Source organism: Pseudomonas sp. B1(2018), assembly GCF_003097365.1.
GTDB classification, from domain to species: domain Bacteria; phylum Pseudomonadota; class Gammaproteobacteria; order Pseudomonadales; family Pseudomonadaceae; genus Aquipseudomonas; species Aquipseudomonas laurylsulfatiphila.
Map to the genome: position 1 here is coordinate 240,786 of NZ_PYUK01000002.1, position 16,973 is coordinate 257,758.

The following is a 16,973-nucleotide window of genomic DNA, read 5'->3' on the forward strand; positions in this document are numbered from 1 at the left end:
GAGTAGCACTATGTCCTCTGACCTGTGGAGCTTTTCCCTGACCACTTACGCCCGTCCCGGTGTTGAGCAGGCATGCCTGCAATTGCAGTCGGCGGGGGTCAATGTGTGTCTGCTGCTGTGTGGTGCGTGGCTGGGACAACGAGGCGTGACCTGCAATGAACAGCGCTTGCAGCAACTGCGCAGTGTGGCCCTGGCGTGGGACACCGATGTCGTACGGCCGTTACGTACCTTGCGCACACAATGGAAGGTCGGGGCTGCGCAAGACGCAGATCTGCATGCTCTGCGTGAACAAGTGAAGGCACTCGAGCTGGAAGCCGAACGGCATCTGTTGTTGCGGCTGGAGAGTGCGGCGCAGAGTTGGCCGCAAAGTGCCGAGACCGATCTGGCGGCCTGGCTGGAAGGTGCGGCGGCCGAGGCCGCCCACCTGCACCGCGACGCGCTGCATCAGCTGCGCGTCGCGGTAACCGGCACTTAGGAAGCGCTGGTTGGGGTGGTTGCTGCGATCGACGCGGCGGCCGGCGTTGGCGCTGGCGTGGCTGTCGAGGTGGCTGCTGCCAAAGCAGACGTTGCTGCCGGAGCCGGGTTGGCTGGCTTGGCAACTGGTGCGGTGGCTGGTTTGGCAACCGGTGCGGTGGCTGGCTTGGCGGCAACCGGCTTCTTCACTGCAGGTTTGGCTGCGGGTTTTGCAGCAGGTTTTGCAGCAGCTGGTTTCGCAGCAGCTGGTTTGGCGGCAACTGGCTTGGCAGCGGCTGGCTTGGCTGCGGGTTTTGCTGCAGCTGGTTTTGCGGCTGGTTTAGCTGCAGGTTTGGCAGCCGTTTTTACAGCAGGTTTTGCCGCTGGCTTGGCTGCTGGTTTAGCGGCCGGTTTTGCAGCGACAGGTTTGGCAGCCGGCTTGGCAGCAGGTTTCGCAGCAGCGGTGCGGGCAGCTGGTTTAGCGGCCGGTTTTGCAGCTGGTTTTGCAGCTGGTTTTGCAGCGGTTTTTGCAGCTGGTTTAGCAGCGGCGGTTTTAGCCACGGCTGGTTTGGCAGCAGCGGTTTTTGCAGCAGCAGGACGTGCAGCGGCAGGTTTGGCAGCCGTGGTTTTAGCAGCCGGTTTTGCGGCGCTGGCAGCGGCCGGTTTTCTCGCTGCAGGTTTTGCAGCAGGTTTGGCTGCGGCGGTTTTAGCTACCGGTTTGGCAGCGGCCGGTTTTGCAGCAGCAGGCTTGGCCGGTGCTTTTGCAGCAGCCGGTTTGGCAGCGGCTTTCTTCGCAGGTGCCGCAGCAGGCTTGGCCGCGCGCAGGGACAACACCTTGCCGACAGCCTCTTGTACACGACCGACACCCTGGGCCAGTTTCAGGCTTTCCTGGGCATCGCGCTTGAGTTGCAGAATGTAGCCGCGGGTTTCCGATTGACGATCCTTGAGGGCATCGAGCAGCTCCTCAAGATCGGTCACTGCGCCCTTGGCCTTGGCTTGCGCCTTGGCTTTTCCGGCCGCCGCAGCGTCCTGCAATTTGGTGCGGGACTTGTGCAGTTTTTCTTGCGCTTTTCCGCGCTGCTTTTCCAGTTTGGCGAGCAGTTTTTCAGCATCAGCCAAGGCTTCGGAACAAGCGGTTTCCAGATGCTCGAGCAGGCTGCCCGAGAGTTGTTGGAGCAGGTGCAATGGAGTGCTTACTGGCTTCTTGGTGGCCGACATGGTTTACCTCCTGGCTGAAGTGAGTGCGGCTCATACTAGACCTCTGCAGCAACCGCCGCTAGGGCATGTTGACACTATCGAAAGCGTTGTGTTGCAAAGGACTGAAAAACTTCTGCGTCGACGCGAAAGCAGTTCACCGTTGCGCGCATTCTCGCTGGCATAATCGCCCGCAATTCAGGTCGGAGAGTGCCCATGTCGCGCTGCCTTTTTTTATCGCTGTGCGTGTTTTTTTCGGTGGCTCATGCCGCCGAAAAAACACCGGAAAATGAAGCCCACGATCTCGCTTACAGCCTGGGTGCAAGCCTTGGCGAACGCTTGCGCCAGGAGGCTCCCGACCTGCAACTCCAGGCACTGATCGAGGGATTGCAACAAGCCTATCAGGGCAAGCCGCTGGCGCTGAAAGACGAGCAGATCCAGCAGATATTGACCGAGCATGAAGCGCGGATCGCCATGCAGTCAGCCGAGCCGCAAAGTGAATTGGCACTGGAAAAGGAACAGCGTTTTCTCGCCGCCGAGAAAGCCAGACCCGGCGTGCGCGAACTGGCTGACGGCGTGCTGCTGACCGAGTTGACGCCGGGCGCTGGCGCCAAGGCAGGACCCAACGGCAAGGTGCAGGTGCTGTACATCGGTCGCTTGCCCGACGGCACGGTGTTCGATCAGAACAGTCAGCCTCAATGGTTCAGTCTCGACAGCGTGATCGCCGGATGGCGCAGCGCATTGCAAAACATGCCGGTCGGGGCGAAATGGCGACTGGTGATTCCCTCGGCCCAGGCCTATGGCGCCGAGGGTGCCGGTGACGTGATCGCACCGTTCACACCACTGGTGTTTGAAATCGAATTGCGCGGTGCCAATGGCTGACGACACAAACGAAAAACGGCGTGCCTTGGCACGCCGTTTCGGGATCTTGCAGAAAGCGCTTCAGGCCTGAACCGAATCGGCTTCCTTGTGGGCCGTGTGCAGCACTTCGATCAGGCAGTCTTCCAGCTCGAAGCGTTCATGCAATAGTCCGCCGAGTGTTTTGAACTCTTCGGCGACACACTTTCCTGCATCACACAGGTCATTGAACGCGAGCAGCTTTTCGGTGATGACGTCGATGCGCGGGTAGATCGTCTCGGCGAGCTCCAGGCCACGCTTGTCGTTGAAGGCCTTGGCCTCCCCCGTCAGTTGCTCGTAGATCTCGAAGTGCCCGGCCGATACATAATCGACCAGCACGCCGCAGAATTCCTGCAAAGGCTTGCGGTTTTCACCCAACGCCTCAGGCTTTGCGCCAAGAGCGTCATAGGCCCCGATCAGTTCGTGTCGTTCCTGCAACCAGCGATCGATCAGCAGGTGCACTCCACCCCAGCGTTCCTGAGCATTCTGACAACTTTCGAGCATGGTGATCTCTCTTCCCTTGTGGGTCAGCTGCTCTATGCCCGCTCGCCTCTTGTAACATCGGTGGGCGGTCAGGCAGAGCGTCATCGAGCAACATAATTCCAATGACACGTGCGGGCCAGATTATGCCCGCACGACACTGGCTTCAAGGTACGCAGGCGATAAAGTTCATACAAGTGTTTAATCGCCGGCAAAGGCCCGGTGCGACGACTCGTCGCTGAGCGGTCGCTGATAGCTGATCCAGACCAGTCGCAACGACTGGTAAACGGCCAGAATCATCATCGCGACGAAGAACAGCAGGCTCCACTCCGTGAGACTCAGGTCGAACAGCGTCCAGGAAATTTCCACACAATCGACAGCGCCCTTGAACACTTGCTGCAGGACGGAGAGCAGCGCAGAACCGGCGAACAGATCCGCCAGATGGGTCGAGCACGCCGCTGCCTGTTCCATCGGAAGGCTTTGCAGCAGAACCTGTCGCCACGCCGTGACAGTACCGGCCAGGCTGCAACCAAAACTGAGCAGCCAATACAGAACGGTTCCGATGCGACCTGGACCATGGACCGAAGCCATCAGGCAGACACCGGTCAGGAGCGCCAGACAAAACCGCTGCACCAGACACAAGCCGCAAGGCCGCAGGCCGACCGCATATTCCAGGTAGTAGGAAACGCCCAACGCCAGGGCACCCGCAATGAAAGCCATGAAAAACAAGGAGCGTGAGCAGGCCAAAGACATGGCTTATCCGTAAAAGTAGTGACAGGCCGTTACGGTAGAGGAAAGCGCGGCGGCCTTTCAAGGCAGGCGCCCACGGAGACTTCAGCAGAAGTGTAGGGAAATCCCGACGCAGACGAGAGGATAAAAAGTAGTCCTCTGTAGGACTTTGCCTGCGACGAGAATGGGTAACCGTGTTTCAGCGAATCATCTCACTGCGACGAGGACGATTGCTTCCTCGTCGCAGCTCATCACACAGGCGCCGGAGCCTGGCGCCAGTGAATGGGTCAAGCGCGGACTGCCACGGGTAGAGGGGCCGCGAGCAAGCGTTCATCCAGCAATCCCAGGCCTTCCTGAAACAGCTGGTTGCTGCGCTCGGTATCGCCCATTTGCGCCAACAGCCGCGCCAGCTCCGCACAGGCTTCCGGATTGCGTTGTACACGCAGGCTGCTTTCCAGATAGTCCCGAGCCTTGCCCCACAAACTGTTTTGCAGGCACAGACGACCCAGTGTCAGCAGCAGCCCAGGATCGGCCGGATGGTCCTTGAGCCAGCCTTCAGCAGCCTGCAACTGGCGGGCCGGATCATTGCCGCGCACCAGCCCGTAGAGACGAGCCAGATGACTGTCGTAGCTGCGTTTGAGTGCGGTGCGCAGGACTTCCTCGGCTTCGACCTGAGCCCCCAATTGCCGCAGTTGCTCGGCATAGGCGAGCACCAGTTGCGGCTCCTGGCGTTGCGCCGAGGTCAGTTGCTGCCAGGCACGTTCAAGCGCTTGTTGCCCCACCGCTCCGTTCTCTTCCCGTTGCGCCGCCAGGGACAGGTTCGCCCCCCAGGCCCGACGCTCCAGTTCTGCGAGTTCGGCCGCCGGCAGGACTTTGTCCTTGCGCAGCTCCGGCAGCAGGCGAATCACGGCCGACCAGTCACCACGTTGTTGGAGCAGGCGCTGCAACTGACGCAAGGTCTGTGCGTTATGAGGATGGCGCTCACGCATGGCTTGCAGGGTGGCGAGGGCGCCGTCGGTATCACCGCGATCGGTCTGCAACTGGGCGTGGTTCAAGGCGATCGCCAACTCGGCCTGAGGCTGACGCTCCAGGGCGCGCTCCAGCAAGTTGTCGCTTTCTTCGTAATTGCCTTGTTCGTTTGCGGCACGGGCCGCACCGAGGTAGTAAAGCAACGGTTGGCGCTCAGCCTCGGCAGCACGATGCAAGTGACGTTGCGCGCTGGCCCAGCGCCCCTCGGCCAGGTCCAGTTGACCGTGCTCGATCGCCACCTGCACCCGACGGCTGCGGTTACGCCGGGACCACGGGTTGACCACCCCGCTGGAAGCCATCACCAGCTCGACCAGCGCCTTGATACCCCAGATCACCAACCACAGCACAGCCACCAGCGCCAAAGTAGCCCACAGGCTCGACTCATAGCGGAAGGTCTTGTAGGCAATCAGCACGTAACCGGAATGTTCGGCAATCGCCAGCCCCAGTGCAGCGGTAGCGGCAATCGCGAGGAACACGATCACATAGAGGCGCTTCATGGCGTGGCCTCCAGCGCGTTGTTCGCGGCAGGCCTTGCCATTGGCTTGACCGACTCTTCGGCGTTGACGTTACGCCGTTCCAAATACCCCTGCACTGCGCTCAGAGTGCCAGTCATGTCCGGGGTGACTACGGTGACAGGTTGCCTGCTCAGCTCGGCGACCTGCTCAAGCATGACTTTGCTTTGCGAGTTGTCCGGGTTGAAGTTGCCCTTGAGAATGTCCCGCGCTTCGTCCAGCACCTGGGAGTACACCGCGGCCTGACCATTGAGTGCGGCCCACTGTGCCTGCTCCAGCGCCAGGCTCAAGGCCAGGCGTACCTGACTCAGGCTCTGGCCGGCCAGCAACGGACGAACGTTTTTATCGGCATTGAAATCGATACGGATGTAGCGCGAAATCTGATCCCACCATTGCGCCCAGCGACTGGCACCGTCGCCATCGGCAGTCAGGCCAAGCAGCGAATCGCCACGGTCCTTGTACTCCGGTGCCAACTCGGTGAGGCTGGCCACTTGATCGCGCAGCGCGCCCAGACGCAGAAACAGCCCGGTGCGATCCGGTTGTTCGGTACTGCGCAAGGCAATCAGGGTCTTGGCCACCTGCTCGCGCGCGGCAAAGGAGCCCGGATCGTTCTGCTCACGCAGTATCTCGTCGGCACCCTGGACCAGTGCCTGGGCACTGCTGATGTCCTGCAAGGCCGACAGTCGCAGACTGGCCAGACGCAGCAAGTGCTCGGCCTCGGCCAGACGCCAGTCCTTGCGACTGGCGCCGAGTACGGTTTCCAGACGCTGGTTCAAACGCTGCTGATCACCTTGCAGCTGGATCACCAGGCGACTGCGTGCTTCCAGCTCATCGGCAGGAGGCAATTGTGCCAGGCGTGCGCTCAGGCGCTCCTCATTGAGCTTGAGGTTCTGCGCCTGGTCATTCAGCGCCTGCACCTGACTCAACTGCTGCTGATTGTTGGCCTGCAGGTGACGCACCTGCCAGACACCCCAGCCGCCCACCGCGACACCGGCCGCGCCCAGCAGCAGCGCGAGGATGGCCAGACCATTGCCTCGACGCTGCTCGGCAGCTGGTGACGGCGGCGGCATTTCTTCTTGAGGAGCATCAACAGGTGCATCAAGCACCGGTCGCGAGTCATCTTTAGGCAAGGCTGTTTCGCTCACGTATCCATCCTTTGCATCAGAAAACGGGTACGGGTTGCTCCCGTAACGCCGTCAGCAAGGCCGCGGCACTCGCGCCGCGACAATCCACAACTGTTTTGGCCCCGGCGGCAAGCGCCAGCTCGGCAACCCTCGGGCTTGGTACAAACAACGGCAACCGCGCCAACTGCGGCCAGGCATCGCCGGCCAATTGATGCAGATGCTCAAAACCTTGTCCACTGCTGACCACCAGCCCGTTCAGGCGTTCCGCCTGGATCCGTTGCGGCAGCACTTGCGGCGGGTAAATCGGCATTGCCCGGCGGTACAGCTCCAGATACTCGACACTAGCACCAAGCTCACGCAAACGCTCAGCCAGCAATTCGCGCCCACCCTCCCCACGCAGGATCAGCACCCGCGCATCGGGTGGTGCGATAGCCTCGCGCAGACGGGAAAGTTCGAGCAGGGCTTCACTGTCATCGCCTTCTACCGGGAAGCTCACATCCAATCCGTGAGACTGGAGGATCTGCGCTGTCGCCGCGCCGACGCTGAACCACTTCACAGCGGGCGGCGCCGGCCGAAACCGCTCGAGCAGTTCGACGCCGATCCGGGCGGCCGGCTTGCTGACTACGATGATTGCGCAGAACGTTTCCAGTGTCTGAATCACTTGGCGCATTGTGTCAGTCGCCGCAATCGGCACTATGTCCAAAAGCGGCAGACTGCTGCTGAAAATCCCCTGTCCGGCCAAAAAGCTGCCCAGCGCCGCCGCCTCATCGGCAGGACGTGTCAGCAGCAAGCGCCAGCCGATCACTCGTGACCTGCCTCGCCATAGACCGCTTTGAGAATGGCGTCGGCACCCTGGCTCAGAAGGTCTTCAGCGACACGCACACCCAGTGCCTCGGCATCGCCGCGAGGGGCACGGGCTTGTGCGCTGAGCAGCAGGCCACCCGCTGGATCGCCCACCAGTCCGCGCAACCAGAGCTGTTCCCCCTCCAGCACGGCGTAGCAGGCAATCGGTACCTGGCAACCGCCATTGAGGTGCTTGTTGAGGGCACGCTCGGCGGTCACGCGGGTGGCGGTGTCCTGGTGATGCAGGGGCGCCAGCAGCGCATGGATTTCACTATCGGCGCTTCGGCATTCGATACCCACCGCGCCCTGGCCACCGGCCGGAAGGCTGTCGTCGACACTGATGGCCGAAGTGATGCGATCTTCAAAGCCCAGCCGGATCAAGCCGGCAGCGGCAAGGATGATGGCGTCGTATTCACCGGCATCGAGCTTGGCCAGGCGCGTGTTGACGTTGCCGCGCAGGAAGCGGATTTCCAGATCAGGGCGACGGGTCAGCAATTGCGCCTGCCGGCGCAGGCTGGAGGTGCCGACGATGCTGCCCTGAGGCAACTCGTCCAGGCTGGTGAAGGTGTTGGAAACGAAGGCGTCGCGCGGGTCTTCCCGTTCGCAAATGCAGTACAGGCCGAGACCTTCGGGGAAGTCCATCGGCACGTCCTTCATGGAGTGCACGGCGATGTCGGCTTCATTGTCCAACAGCGCGGTTTCGAGCTCCTTGACGAACAGGCCCTTGCCGCCGATTTTCGACAGCGGCGAGTCAAGCAGCTTGTCACCACGGCTGACCATGGGAACGAGGGTCACCAGCAGGCCCGGATGAGCCGCTTCAAGGCGGGCTTTGACGTATTCGGCCTGCCACAGGGCGAGAGCGCTTTTGCGGGTGGCGATGCGGATCTGGCGAGAGGACATGGATCAATCCGTACTGAATAGATACGACGGATAATAACAGCTCAGCCAAATCCACTTTGACTTGTATCAGATACTACTCGGCCTCCCTGGCCCCGGATGTCCGGCAATCGGGTGTGAAATTCGCCTGCGCACAGCTGTTTAGAGCTGTTGCATCATCTTGCGCACGCCAGCCACATGGCGCCGGCTGACGATCAGCGCATCACCATTGAGGCCTTTGAGGAACAGCTGGAAATGCCCCAGGGGTGTGCGTTGCAGTCGCTCGATACGTTCACGGGCGACCAGTGCGTTGCGATGGATACGCACGAAACGGTCACCGAATTCGTCCTCGAGGGCCTTGAGTGGCTCATCGAGCAGTACTTCACCGTTTTCGTGACGCAAGGTTACGTATTTGTGGTCGGCAATGAAGTACACCACCTGATCCAGCGGGATCAGCTCGATCCCTTTACGGGTTCGGGCGCTGATATGGCTGCGCGGTCCGCTGCCGCTTTCGGCAGCAGGACGGGTCAGGGCGGCGAGCTGGGCACGATTTGGGCGCTCGGCTCTCTTTAATGCGTCATGTAACTGTTCAGTTCTCACAGGTTTCACCAGATAGCCTACGGCGCTGGCCTGTAAGGCTTCCACGGCAAATTCATCGGGCCCGGCGCAGAACACCACGGCGGGCGGAGTTTCGCGTTCGCATAACCGTGCAGCCACTTGCAGGCCATCGAGGCCGGGCATGCGGATATCAAGCAGCACGATATCCGGCTTGTGGCTGTCGATCAGTGCCAACGCCTCTTCGCCATTCGTGGCACTAGGCTCCAGGACACTGTATCCCTCGAGTTCGCCAACCATTCGGCACAGGCGCTCGCGGGCCAAGGGTTCGTCATCAACGATCAGGACATTCATATTGCGCTGGATTCCTGCGTGAGTCTCGCACAAGGATAGCGTAGACAGGTGAAGTGACGTCCGTCACCGCGATCCACGCTAAGACTAGCCCGAGCGTCAAAAAGTGCCGCTGGTCCGGCGGCTAAATTTTCATCTGCCGGGCGATTGGCGGCCCAGGCCCGCATTGGCGACACATCGCCACAGGGTTTGCTGATATGCAATATGAACACCCCCCTCTTCTTATGGGTCAGCGGCTGCACCGAGAAGTGCGCTGATCCTACTGTCCAACTGTAGACGGTTGCCGGGACGTTATTGCTCAATTGAAAAATATCGTTGCTCTAATGCAGGAGCGAGCTTGCTCGCGATGGGCGTTAACGATAACGCGTGCCTCCTGGATAAACGCGTCGACTTCAGGCCCATCGCGAGCAAGCTCGCTCCTACACAAAAAAACGTATCGACCAGTGTCAGCGACAGGGTTGGCAACCCTGTTATTATCCGCGCCAGCGTTCCACGCCTTCTTTCTTCAAGCCGATACGAGCGAATTCATGAGCACTGACAAGACCAATCAGTCCTGGGGCGGCCGCTTCAGTGAACCCGTCGACGCCTTCGTCGCCCGCTTCACCGCCTCCGTCACTTTCGACCAGCGCCTGTATCGCCACGACATCATGGGTTCGATCGCCCACGCCACCATGCTGGCCAAGGTCGGCGTGCTGACCGATGCCGAGCGCGACAGCATCATCGATGGCCTGAAGACCATCCAGGGTGAAATCGAGGCCGGCCAGTTCGACTGGCGCATCGACCTTGAAGACGTCCACATGAACATCGAGGCGCGGCTGACCGACCGCATCGGCGTGACCGGTAAAAAACTGCACACCGGTCGCAGCCGTAACGATCAGGTCGCCACCGATATCCGCCTGTGGTTGCGTGACGAAATCGACCTGATCCTGGCCGAAATCACTCGCCTGCAAAAAGGCTTGCTGGAACAGGCCGAGCGCGAAGCCGCCAGCATCATGCCGGGGTTCACCCACCTGCAGACCGCCCAGCCAGTGACCTTCGGGCACCACATGCTGGCCTGGTTCGAGATGCTCAGCCGCGACTACGAGCGCCTGGTCGACTGCCGCAAGCGTACCAACCGCATGCCGCTGGGCAGCGCGGCACTGGCCGGCACCACCTACCCGATCGATCGTGAATACACCGCCCAACTGCTGGGTTTCGACGCGGTTGGCGGCAATTCGCTGGATAACGTCTCCGATCGCGATTTCGCCATCGAATTCTGCTCGGCCGCCAGCATCGCGATGATGCACCTGTCGCGCTTCTCCGAAGAGCTGGTGCTGTGGACCAGCGCGCAATTCCAGTTCATCGACCTGCCCGACCGTTTCTGCACCGGCAGCTCGATCATGCCGCAAAAGAAAAACCCTGACGTGCCGGAGCTGGTGCGCGGCAAGGCCGGTCGCGTATTCGGCGCGCTGATGGGCCTGCTGACCCTGATGAAAGGCCAGCCCCTGGCCTACAACAAGGACAACCAGGAAGACAAGGAGCCGCTGTTCGACGCCGCCGACACTCTGCGCGACTCGCTGCGAGCCTTTGCCGACATGGTGCCGGCGATCAAGCCCAAGCACGCGATGATGCGCGAAGCGGCCCTGCGCGGCTTCTCCACCGCCACCGACCTGGCCGACTACCTGGTGCGTCGCGGCCTGCCATTCCGTGATTGCCACGAAATCGTCGGTCATGCCGTCAAGTACGGCGTGGACAGCGGCAAGGACCTGGCGGAAATGAGCCTGGAAGAACTGCGCAAGTTCAGCGACCAGATCGATCAGGACGTGTTCGCCGTGCTGACCCTCGAAGGCTCGGTCAATGCCCGTAACCACATCGGCGGCACCGCGCCGGCGCAGGTGAAGGCTGCTGTCGCTCGCGGTCAGGCGCTGCTGGCCAGCCGTTAGATAAAAGCTTCGCGGGCAAGCCCGCTCCCACAGGGTTGTGTGTCGTTCGCGAGTCTGCGGCACGACACGAATCCTGTGGGAGCGGGCTTGCCCGCGATGACTGACTTCAGAACGCTACAAAACCTACCTCTTGGCTGCAATCATCGCCATGAACGCCGGCATCGCCGCCTCCTTGTCCGCCGCGATCCGCTTCACATTCGGATTCTGTTCCAGACGCTCCAGCAACGCCTTGGCCTTCGGCATTTCAGCCAACAGATCAATGCCGAACAACTTGTGCGCCACGCCACACGCCAGCGGCACGCTGAACAGGAAATACAGATCAGCCACGCTCAAGCTGTCACCCGCCACGTACGGGCTGAATTTGCCGTGCCGGCCCAGCGCAGCCACCCCCAGCAACAGTTCGGCCTTGGTTTTTTCCTTGATCGCATCCGGCAGGGTCATGCCGAAAAACGCTTCGGCGTAGCAGGCTCGCGCCGGCAGCTCGATATACAGTTCGATTTCCCTGGCCAGTGCCAGCACCTGCGCGCGCTCGAACGGGTCGCTCGGCAGCAGCGGCGTACCGTTTTGATTTTGCTCGAGGTACTCGAGGATTATGCTGGTTTCATTGATGAACCCCTGCTCTACGTGCAGCACCGGGACCTTTCCTCGCGGGCTGATGGCCAGTGCTTCGGGGGTGGTTCCACCGTAAAACGGCACTTCTTCGAAAGGCAGTCCTTTTTCCAGCAGCGCCAGTTTGACCATGTTGTAGTAGTTACTGACGGAGAATCCATAAAGCTTGATCATCACAAAGCCTCCAGGCCGTGCGGGGTGGGCAGTGCCTGTTTATAGAACGCTCGAGGGTTTCTTGCCAGCAGCATCACGCCAATGAATACGGGTAAACTGGCCGCCTTTCCCTGAGGAGCCTGCCATGAGCGAGCCAATCGACATCGAAGACGACGAAGAAGAATTCGCCGAAAATACCTTGATCGAAGCTATCGAAAATCAGATCGAAAGCGACAACCCGCCAGCGGCCAAGGCGACCTTCAACAAGTTGACCCTGGTGGGCTACGAGCGGGAAGAGATTCTCAACCTGATGGCTCACGTTTTGGCGGTAGAAATCGACGCGATCCTCGAAGAAGACCGCGCGTTCAATACCGAATGGTACGAAGCCGCGCTGCGCGCATTGCCCGAGTTGCCGCCGCAAAAGCAGTAAGATCAAAAGATCGCAGCCTGCGGCAGCTCCTACCTGGAATGCGATCCATGCAGGAGCTGCCGCAGGCTGCGATCTTTTTTATGCGAGCCGAAAAATCTCTGTCGCCAGCACTGGACATGCCGGACAAGCGGGTTCACCTTAGGAGCGCTGTCGTCCAATTCCTAGAAAGTCTGGAGTCCTTATGTCGCTTACCCCTGAGCTGGTTGCCGAACTGGAAGTCCTCGCACTCTTCAACCTGGACAGTTCCCAGGAAGGTCTGAAAATTCATCAGACCGCTGCCCCGAAACACATTGCCGCCGCCAAACGTCTCTTTGAAAAAGAACTGACCGATCAGCCTGATGGTGGCTACCTGACCAGCCTGGGTCGTGATGCCGCGCAAAATGTGCAAAGCGTGCTGACAATTCTTAACGCCGAAGTAACAGCCTGAATTCTGCCGCATCGCCCACGGAGACCCCGATCCAGGGATTTCCGCGGGCACATCCCTCCCTGATTCCTGTCCCCACCGCTAGAAATCTGACGCCAGAAAAATAAATCAGCTTAAAAGTCCTCGCCTCAAGGCGCTAAACTGCCCCCACCTGAGACTCCCACGTCCGTGCCCTGCGAGCCGGTTTGAGCTGACATGACCCGCACCCATGAAATCCGCCCCGATCTGGACGAGGGAATCGACCGCAAGGTTCTCAGCCAGCTGCGCGCACGCTTTCTGAAACTCAACGAAGGGCGCATGGCGCGCGCCATGGAAGGTTTGTCGACCCGCCAGCAAGGAGTCCTGACCTTGCTGCCGCTGTTTTTCCACGTTAATCATCCGCTATTGCCCGGCTACGTTTCCGGCAGTACGCCGGCGGGGCTGTCGAATTTCGAACCGGACGCCAATGTCCTCGCAGAAGCCCAGCGCCTGACCCGCTCGTTTTCCTACAAGCCTCGCCACGGCAGCAACCCACCGAGGCCGATTCACGGACTGTTCCTGATGGGCAGCCTCGGCACCCTGGCCCAGGCCGACCAGAGCGACATGGATGTTTGGGTCTGCCATGGACCGGACCTGACCGAGAACGAACTCGCCGAACTGCGCAAAAAATGCCAGCTGCTGGAAGCCTGGGCCGCCAGCCAGGGCGCCGAAGCGCACTTTTTCCTGATCGAACCGACCCGTTTCGTCCGTGGCGAGCGCGACACCCAGTTGAGCTCGGAGGATTGCGGCACCACCCAGCACTACCTGCTGCTGGACGAGTTTTACCGCACCGCGATCTGGCTGGCCGGGCGTACGCCGATCTGGTGGCTGGTGCCGGTCTACGAAGAATCGAACTACGACCGCTACACCCATACCTTGATCTCCAAACGCTTTATCCGCGCCGATGAAACCCTCGACCTCGGCAACCTGGCCTTTATCCCGCCCGGCGAATTTATCGGCGCCGGGCTCTGGCAGCTGTTCAAGGGCATCGAGTCGCCCTACAAGTCGGTACTCAAGCTGCTGCTGACCGAGGTCTATGCCAGCGAACACCCCAGGGTCCATTGCCTGAGCCTGCGCTTCAAGCAAGCGGTGTTCGCCAACCGGCTCGACCTCGACGAACTGGACCCGTACGTCGTGGTGTACCGGCGCATCGAGGAATACCTGATCGCCCGCAACGAACCGGAACGGCTGGAACTGGTGCGCCGCGCGTTGTACCTGAAGGTCAATCGCAAACTCACCGGCAATAGCCGCACCCAGAGCTGGCAACGCTCTTTGCTCGAGCGCCTGGCCCATGAATGGCGCTGGGACCAGCGCCAACTGGCCCTGCTCGATAGCCGCAGCCAGTGGAAAGTCCGCCAGGTCGGCTCCGAGCGGCGGGCGCTGGTCAATGAACTGAACTACAGCTACCGCTTCCTCACCCAGTTTGCCCGACAGGAGCAAACGGTCAGCCGCATCAACAAGCGCGACCTGAGCGTGCTCGGGCGTCGGCTATACGCCGCGTTCGAGCGCAAGGCCGGCAAAGTCGAATTCATCAACCCCGGGATCGCCCCGGACCTGGCTGAAGACACGCTGACGCTGGTGCACGCGCCGAACAGGAAAGAACCGGGGCAAAGCCAGTGGGGCTTGTACAACGGCAGCCTGACGGCGCTGGAGTGGGAACATTTCGCGCCGATCAAACGCAGCCGTCACTTGCTCGAGCTGCTGACCTGGTGCCACCGCAATGGCGTAATCGACAGCAGCACCCGCCTGGCCCTGCACCCTGGCACCAGCGACTTGAGCGAGTTCGAGCTGTTCAACCTGCTCGGCAGCCTGCAACAGACCATCGCCCTGCCCTTGCCCACCGTCGCCGAAGAACCTCTGCTGCGCGCCAGCGTGCCGAGTGAAGTGCTGATTCTGGTGAATGTCGGCATCGATCCGCTCAAGCACCATCGTGACCTGAACATCCTGATGACCACCGAGCGCACCGATTCCCTGAGCTACGCCGGGGTTCGGGAAAACCTGGTGCTGACGCTGGACCAGGTCACGCTCAATAGCTGGAACGAAGTGCTGGTGGCTCGCTACGACGGCCCCCACGCCCTGCTCGACTGCATTCGCGATTACCTCAACAACCTGCCAGCCGGGCCGCAACAGCCGAAGCTGAAGGTGCGCTGTTTCTGCCATAACCGCGCGCAGTTCATCGCACAACGGGTGGAAGACATCCTCGACACTGCGCAGAACCTGCTGCTGAGCCGGCTCAATCACCGCTACCTGATCCAGGTCCAGCAGCACTACCACGTGCTGGAGCTGGTACCGGGACAGGTTCAGCACATCGCACTGGACACCCTGCCGGCGTTGATCGATTACCTGGGTGAAGAAATGGCGAGCTACAGCCCGCTTCACCTGGACCCAAACGCACTGGAGGAGCACGACCTCGCGCTGTTCCTGCCAACGGGTCAGCCGGACTGCATCCAAGTGTTCTACCGGGTCAACGAAGATCAGGCTGATCTGTACGTGCTCGATGAGTTCAATGCCCTGTGGCAGCAACGCCTGCCCTGGCACGACGAGCAAAGCCTGCTGGTGCCGTTGCAGCGTTTCCTGCAATCGATCCAGTACCGTCGCGATGCCCTGTTGCCAATGGACGCTGTCCCGCCCTTGAACCTCGACACCCGGTATTGCCAGTTGCTGCCGTCAGGCCCTGGCCGGGCGCGCCGCATTGAAGCCCGGCCGGCGCCGCAGACGCCAGTGAACAAACCGTTTTACGACGTGCAGGCGATCGTCGGCAAAGCCGCACCGGGTCAGGTACAGGTGACGTTGTATTGCAATCAACGGGAGTTTTCCGAGCTGGAGCATGGCGACCAGCTGTTCAGCGTGGTCGCCCGGGAAATCGTCGGGCAACGCCGGGAAACCGAACGCTACCGCTGCTACATCACCGACCTCGACCTGTCAGGCCTGCTCGGCGAAGGGCAGAGTTCCACCCATCTGTATCTGCGCTACAAAGCAGACCTGGAGCAGGCATTGAACGAGGCGCTCGATCAGGTCTGAAGGGGATGTCACTCCGGGAACGCGCCGCCATTGGCCGGCTGCGATTCGACTTCCAGCAGTGTCAGCTTCAGGGTCTTGCCGCCCGGAGCCGGCCAATCGATATGCTGACCAACCTTCAGGCCGAGCAGCGCGCTGCCCACCGGTGCCAGGATCGAGACCTTGCCTTCGTCGGCATTCGCATCCTTGGGGTACACCAGGGTCAGGTGGTAGTCCTTGCCACTGCCTTCTTCCCGGCAATGCACACGGGAATTCATGGTCACGACATCCGCCGGCACTTCATCGTGGCCGACCACGGTATCGGCGCGATCCAGTTCGGTTTGCAACGCAATAACGCCCGGCAGCGTGTCGTCCAGGCTGTCGATCAGACGCTCCAGACGCTGGACGTCCAGACGGGTAAGGGTGATGGAAGGTGCGGTCATGATCTGGGCAGACTCCTTTCTTCTGCACGAAAAAAGCAAAACCCCGCCAGAAAAAGGCGGGGTTTTCACAAGCCTCGATGGGTTGAGGCGTATCTGGACACTATCACAGCTCAAAAAATATACAAGCTGGGCGATCCAGCTTCCGCGCGGCCATTGTGGCGAGGGAGCTGGCTCCCGCTGGGGCGCGAAGCGGCCCTAAAAGCTTGCGGTTGCTTCGCAACCGAACGGGAGCCAGCTCCCTCGCCACAAAAGCCTTTATCCCAAGGATTTACGGTGAGAAGCCTCGGCGCAAATCACCCGTCTGCGCTCGTCATCGGCCGAGCGCCATTCGCGGATGTCTTCGACATGGCGGAAGCAGCCGAGGCAGACTTTCTGCTCGTCCAGCCGACACACACCGCTGCATGGCGACGGCACCGCCGGGCTGACATTGCTGTAGAGCGGTTTCGGTGGGCGGACAGACGCAGGCTGGGTCACGATCTCACAGGCCTTCGAAATCGAGCTCGACACCGGCCTGCTGCTGGACGATACGCTCAAGCATTTCACCCAACTGCTCTTCACTCTTGTCGCACATCCAGCGCTCGCTTTCTTCGTCGTAGTCGAAGTGGAAACCACCGGACACCGCCGCCAGCCACAGCTGACGCAGCGGCTCCTGACGACTGAAGATCAACTGGCTGCCGTTCTCGAACTTGACGGTCAGCACACCGGCCGAGCTTTCGAGGTCGATATCCAGGTCGCTGTCGTCAAAGATGTCCTCCAGGGTTTGCTGGGTGGCATCGACCAGGTCGTGGAAACGCGCTTCGGACAAACTCATTACGGCAACCTCAAAAAGTGTCTGATCAGGCTCAAGCGCCGCAAGATACGACCGAGCCCCGTCGATTGCAAAGGATAATGACCAAGCGGCCGTCTGTGGGAGCGGGCTTGCTCGCGAAAGCGG

Annotated in this window: 18 protein-coding genes; 6 read left to right on the plus strand and 12 right to left on the minus strand. The window is 60.8% G+C overall.

All coding sequences use genetic code 11. The annotated features are described in order from the left end of the window. Positions 1-10: 10 nt before the first annotated feature. Entirely contained in the window at positions 11-475 is a 465-nt protein-coding gene (locus tag C9422_RS03565; protein ID WP_116579719.1) for a TIGR02444 family protein, read from the plus strand. On the opposite strand, the gene C9422_RS03570 is transcribed toward C9422_RS03565, so the two are convergent. Further along, positions 472-1,671 (minus strand): AlgP family protein, encoded by a 1,200-nt coding sequence (locus tag C9422_RS03570; RefSeq protein WP_116579720.1) that lies wholly within the window; start codon positions 1,669-1,671, stop codon positions 472-474. The genes C9422_RS03565 and C9422_RS03570 overlap by 4 nt on opposite strands. A gap of 192 nt (positions 1,672-1,863) precedes the next feature. Between C9422_RS03570 and C9422_RS03575 the strand changes: the two genes are divergently transcribed. After that, positions 1,864-2,529, plus strand: a complete 666-nt coding sequence (locus C9422_RS03575) for an FKBP-type peptidyl-prolyl cis-trans isomerase (protein ID WP_116579721.1) — start codon at positions 1,864-1,866, stop codon at positions 2,527-2,529. A 60-nt stretch (positions 2,530-2,589) separates the two neighbouring features. Here the strand turns inward: C9422_RS03575 and C9422_RS03580 are convergent, their stop codons facing one another. The 7 genes from C9422_RS03580 to C9422_RS03610 form a co-directional block, all read right to left on the minus strand. Further along, on the minus strand, positions 2,590-3,048 hold the full coding sequence (locus C9422_RS03580) for an Rsd/AlgQ family anti-sigma factor (RefSeq protein ID WP_057712794.1): 459 nt from the start codon (positions 3,046-3,048) through the stop codon (positions 2,590-2,592). 177 nt (positions 3,049-3,225) lie between these two features. Then, positions 3,226-3,777 carry a disulfide bond formation protein B gene (locus tag C9422_RS03585; RefSeq protein ID WP_116579722.1) on the minus strand — a complete coding sequence of 184 codons (552 nt, stop codon included), beginning with the start codon at positions 3,775-3,777 and terminating at the stop codon, positions 3,226-3,228. Between the two features lie 263 nt (positions 3,778-4,040). Next, positions 4,041-5,279, minus strand: coding sequence for a heme biosynthesis protein HemY (locus C9422_RS03590; protein WP_116579723.1), 1,239 nt, complete (start codon positions 5,277-5,279; stop codon positions 4,041-4,043). Further along, a complete protein-coding gene (locus tag C9422_RS03595; RefSeq protein WP_116579724.1) occupies positions 5,276-6,439 on the minus strand; it encodes a uroporphyrinogen-III C-methyltransferase in 1,164 nt (387 codons plus the stop codon). The genes C9422_RS03590 and C9422_RS03595 overlap by 4 nt, the downstream gene beginning before the upstream one ends. A gap of 16 nt (positions 6,440-6,455) precedes the next feature. Next, the gene (locus C9422_RS03600) at positions 6,456-7,223 is read right to left on the minus strand and encodes a uroporphyrinogen-III synthase (RefSeq protein ID WP_116579725.1); all 768 of its coding nucleotides are present in this window, start codon (positions 7,221-7,223) and stop codon (positions 6,456-6,458) included. Beyond that, positions 7,220-8,161: a hydroxymethylbilane synthase gene (gene hemC / locus C9422_RS03605; RefSeq protein ID WP_102673521.1), complete on the minus strand. Its 942-nt coding sequence runs from the start codon at positions 8,159-8,161 to the stop codon at positions 7,220-7,222. Before hemC ends, C9422_RS03600 begins: the two co-directional genes overlap by 4 nt. A gap of 138 nt (positions 8,162-8,299) precedes the next feature. Beyond that, positions 8,300-9,046, minus strand: a complete 747-nt coding sequence (locus C9422_RS03610; RefSeq protein WP_007978827.1) for a LytTR family DNA-binding domain-containing protein — start codon at positions 9,044-9,046, stop codon at positions 8,300-8,302. 524 nt (positions 9,047-9,570) lie between these two features. Here C9422_RS03610 and argH point away from each other — a divergent pair. Next, positions 9,571-10,965, plus strand: coding sequence for an argininosuccinate lyase (gene argH, locus C9422_RS03620; protein ID WP_116579726.1), 1,395 nt, complete (start codon positions 9,571-9,573; stop codon positions 10,963-10,965). 123 nt (positions 10,966-11,088) lie between these two features. Here argH and C9422_RS03625 read toward each other — a convergent pair whose 3' ends face one another. Beyond that, positions 11,089-11,748, minus strand: coding sequence for a glutathione S-transferase family protein (locus C9422_RS03625; protein ID WP_116579727.1), 660 nt, complete (start codon positions 11,746-11,748; stop codon positions 11,089-11,091). A 124-nt stretch (positions 11,749-11,872) separates the two neighbouring features. Here C9422_RS03625 and C9422_RS03630 point away from each other — a divergent pair, with 124 nt between their 5' ends. The 3 genes from C9422_RS03630 to C9422_RS03640 all read left to right on the plus strand — a co-directional run bounded on the left by C9422_RS03630 (position 11,873) and on the right by C9422_RS03640 (position 15,620). Beyond that, complete coding sequence (locus C9422_RS03630; RefSeq protein ID WP_007978820.1) at positions 11,873-12,157, plus strand: hypothetical protein; 285 nt, start codon at positions 11,873-11,875, stop codon at positions 12,155-12,157. 181 nt (positions 12,158-12,338) lie between these two features. Continuing rightward, positions 12,339-12,584: a TIGR02647 family protein gene (locus C9422_RS03635; RefSeq protein ID WP_007980796.1), complete on the plus strand. Its 246-nt coding sequence runs from the start codon at positions 12,339-12,341 to the stop codon at positions 12,582-12,584. A 192-nt stretch (positions 12,585-12,776) separates the two neighbouring features. Beyond that, positions 12,777-15,620 (plus strand): class I adenylate cyclase, encoded by a 2,844-nt coding sequence (locus tag C9422_RS03640; protein ID WP_116579728.1) that lies wholly within the window; start codon positions 12,777-12,779, stop codon positions 15,618-15,620. Positions 15,621-15,628: 8 nt separating this feature from the next. On the opposite strand, the gene rnk is transcribed toward C9422_RS03640, so the two are convergent. From rnk to cyaY, 3 genes are all read right to left on the minus strand, one after another. Beyond that, on the minus strand, positions 15,629-16,039 hold the full coding sequence (gene rnk, locus C9422_RS03645) for a nucleoside diphosphate kinase regulator (protein ID WP_007980800.1): 411 nt from the start codon (positions 16,037-16,039) through the stop codon (positions 15,629-15,631). 255 nt (positions 16,040-16,294) lie between these two features. Beyond that, positions 16,295-16,513 carry a DUF1289 domain-containing protein gene (locus C9422_RS03655; RefSeq protein WP_178082409.1) on the minus strand — a complete coding sequence of 73 codons (219 nt, stop codon included), beginning with the start codon at positions 16,511-16,513 and terminating at the stop codon, positions 16,295-16,297. 4 nt (positions 16,514-16,517) lie between these two features. Further along, the gene (gene cyaY, locus C9422_RS03660) at positions 16,518-16,850 is read right to left on the minus strand and encodes an iron donor protein CyaY (RefSeq protein WP_007980802.1); all 333 of its coding nucleotides are present in this window, start codon (positions 16,848-16,850) and stop codon (positions 16,518-16,520) included. Between the last annotated feature and the right edge of the window lie 123 nt (positions 16,851-16,973).